The 3,106-nt window shown below is 73.9% G+C and carries 4 protein-coding genes and 1 pseudogene; all 5 read left to right on the top strand.

All coding sequences use genetic code 11. From position 1 onward, the window contains the following. Window positions 1-466, top strand: a 466-nt coding sequence (locus PROKR_RS12625; RefSeq protein ID WP_169736408.1) for a phosphoribosyltransferase, incomplete at its 5' end; no start/stop codon positions are given. A gap of 118 nt (window positions 467-584) precedes the next feature. Continuing rightward, entirely contained in the window at window positions 585-1,751 is a 1,167-nt protein-coding gene (locus tag PROKR_RS12620) for a histidinol-phosphate transaminase (RefSeq protein ID WP_036963860.1), read from the top strand. After that, complete coding sequence (gene hisB / locus PROKR_RS12615; RefSeq protein WP_026365921.1) at window positions 1,748-2,347, top strand: imidazoleglycerol-phosphate dehydratase HisB; 600 nt, start codon at window positions 1,748-1,750, stop codon at window positions 2,345-2,347. Before PROKR_RS12620 ends, hisB begins: the two co-directional genes overlap by 4 nt. A gap of 5 nt (window positions 2,348-2,352) precedes the next feature. After that, window positions 2,353-2,949 (top strand): hypothetical protein, encoded by a 597-nt coding sequence (locus PROKR_RS12610; protein WP_020016654.1) that lies wholly within the window; start codon window positions 2,353-2,355, stop codon window positions 2,947-2,949. 11 nt (window positions 2,950-2,960) lie between these two features. Beyond that, window positions 2,961-3,106 (top strand): annotated as a pseudogene (locus tag PROKR_RS37380) (imidazole glycerol phosphate synthase subunit HisH); the annotation flags it as partial.

The raw sequence follows: 3,106 nt of genomic DNA, 5'->3' as shown, positions 1-3,106 counted from the left end.
GCTGCGCCGGGCCGCCGCACGCGTGCTGGACGAGTGGCCGGCGCTGCGGCCGCCGGTGGAGAGCGCCGAGGAGTCCGAGGACGGGGCGGAGGGCGGCCCCCAGGTGGGTCCGCTCGTGGTCGAGGCGGTCGTCGCGATCCGCTCGGTCCGCCGGCCGCAGCTGTCCTTCCACCTGGCTACCGGGCTGGCGAAGTACCTGGGCGTGCCGATGATCGGCGCGGTCGGACCGGTCGCCGGGCAGGAGGAGCCCGGCCGGCACGACGTGAACTCCGCGATGCGGCTGGCGGGCGTGGTCCGGCGCCTGCAGCTCCAGCTCGGCGACGGCGCGCTCCGCGGGCTGCCGGGCCGGTCGGTGCTCCTGGTGGACGACTACACGGACTCCGGCTGGACGCTGACGGTGGCGTCCCGGCTGCTGCGCGAGGCCGGCGCGGCGGCGGTGTACCCGTTCGTGCTGGGCGTGCGGTGACGGGCAGCGCCGGGCGCGTGACCAGGGCCACCCGCCCGGTGGGCGGACTGGTGTCTGGTCCGTGTCCCGCGGTTCGTAGACTGGTGCGGTGAAGACCAACGCCGTCGACGAGCAGAGCGTGGAGGGCAGCGCCTCGGCGTCCTCGGTGCGCCTGCCGCTGCGCCCCGAGCTGGCGGACGAGGAGCCGTACGGCGCGCCGCAGCTCGACGTGCCGGTGCTGCTGAACGTCAACGAGAACCCGTACCCGCCCGGTGAGGACGTGGTCGCGACCATCGCGGAGGAGGTGGCGCGTGCCGCCCGCGGCATGAACCGCTACCCGGACCGCGACGCCACCGTCCTGCGCCGTGACCTCGCCGACTACCTGGAGATGGAGACCGGCGTCCATCTGGCGCAGTTCGACGTCTGGGCGGCGAACGGGTCCAACGAGGTCATGCTGCACGTGCTGCAGGCGTTCGGCGGCCCCGGCCGCACCGCGCTCTCGTTCGCGCCCACGTACTCGATGTACCCGGAGTACGCACGGGACACGCACACGAAGTGGGTCGTCGGCCGCCGCGAGGACGACTTCACGCTGGACCCGGCGCACGCCGTCGAGCTGATCCGTCAGGTGCGCCCGTCGGTGATCCTGCTGGCCAGCCCGAACAACCCGACCGGCACGGCGCTGCCAGCGGCCACCATCGAGGCGGTCTGCGAGGCCGCCCTGACGGTCGACCTCGACGGGGCACGCCCGGTCGTCGTCGTGGACGAGGCGTACGCGGAGTTCCGGCGCCCCGGCACGCCGTCGGCGGTCGCGCTGCTGGAGCGCTACCCGAACCTGGCCGTCTCGCGCACCATGTCCAAGGCGTTCGCCGCGGCCGGCATGCGGCTCGGGTACCTGGTCGGGTCGACGAAGTTCGTGGACGCGCTGCGGATCGTGCGGCTGCCGTACCACCTGAGCGCCGTCACGCAGGCCGCGGCCGGTGCCGCGCTGCGCCACCGCGAGTCGCTGATGGCCCAGGTCGCGGCGCTGCGGGCCGAGCGTGACGCGACCGTCGCGTGGCTGCGCGAGCAGCGGCTCCCGGACGGGCTACCGTTCGACGTCGCCGACACCGACGCCAACTTCGTGCTGTTCGGCACGTTCGGCGACCGGCACGCCGTCTGGCAGGGCCTGCTCGACCGCGGGGTCCTGATCCGCGAGACCGGCCCCGACGGCTGGTTGCGGGTGTCGATCGGCACGTCGTCCGAGATGGCCGCGTTCCGCGCGGCGCTCACAGAGGTCTTGCAGGAGCAGGGAGAGGAACAGGCATGAGCAGGACAGCCCGCGTGGAGCGCGCCACGTCCGAGTCCAAGGTGCTGGTCGAGCTCGACCTCGACGGCACCGGGCGCACCGACATCAGCACGAGCGTGCCGTTCTACGACCACATGCTCACGGCGCTCGGCAAGCACTCGCTGATCGACCTCACCGTGCAGGCGACCGGTGACACGCACATCGACGCCCACCACACGGTGGAGGACGTCGCGATCAGCATCGGCGAGGCGCTGCGCGTCGCCCTCGGCGACAAGGCCGGCATCTCCCGGTTCGGCGACGCGCTCGTGCCGCTCGACGAGGCGCTCGCCCAGGCGGTCGTGGACGTCTCCGGCCGCCCGTACCTGGTGCACGAGGGCGAGCCCGCGGGCCAGGAGTACCACCTGATCGGCGGCCACTTCACCGGGTCGCTGACGCGGCACGTGCTGGAGTCCATCGCGCACCACGCGGGCATCTGCCTGCACGTGCGCGTCCTGTCCGGCCGCGACCCCCACCACATCGTCGAAGCTCAGTTCAAGGCGCTGGCGCGTGCGCTGCGCGCCGCCGTGGCCGTCGACCCGCGGGTCGACGGCATCCCGTCCACGAAGGGTGCGCTCTAGCAGCCATGTCCGACAGCCCCAGGCCCGACAACGGGTCCGACAGCACGCCTGCCGGCGACGACCTGCCCGACTTCGATCTCGGGGACCTCGAGATCCCGGACGACCTGTCGTCCCTGACCGGCTCCGGGGAGCCCGACTTCGCCGCGCTGATCACCCAGATCGCGGGCGCCGAGCCGCTGGCCGCCGCCAGCTCCCTGGCCCAGCTCGACCTCGACGCCGTGCCGACCTCCGTCGGCGCCGTCGGCGTGCTGCGCGACCGTTCCGGCGACGCGCCCGAACGTGCCGCCGCCGCGATCTCCCAGCTCGTGCGGGGCGTGCCGCTCGTCCTGGTCACCCGCACGGGCGAGCAGATGACGGCCGTCCGGTTCAGCGACGGCGTGCGCGGCGACGAGCTCGCTCCCGGCCTCGTGCTGGGCGGCGCGCCCGAGAGCGTCGTGGACCTGCTGACCGGCGCGACGGCCCTGGCTGACGTCGACGGCGTGGTCGGGTCGGACTCGATCAGCAAGTTCAAGGCGGTGCGGATGCTGACCTCCGCCGCGCGCAAGGCCCGCAAGAGCATGGGCAAGGGCGAGACCGGCCCGGACAGCAAGGGCGGGATCTGAGCGTGGGCGCCCGCGTCGTCGTCCTCGACTACGGCTTCGGCAACGTCCGGTCGGCCGTCCGCGCGCTGGAGCGCGTGGGCGCCGACGTGACGCTGACCGCCGACCGGGCCCTCGCGCAGGACGCCGACGGCCTGGTCGTGCCCGGCGTCGGCGCCTT

Origin of the sequence: Promicromonospora kroppenstedtii DSM 19349 (assembly GCF_000515355.1) — a bacterium.
GTDB lineage: Bacteria > Actinomycetota > Actinomycetes > Actinomycetales > Cellulomonadaceae > Promicromonospora > Promicromonospora kroppenstedtii.
Note: the sequence above shows the minus strand (reverse complement) of the source record. Positions and strands in the feature narration are given on the sequence as shown.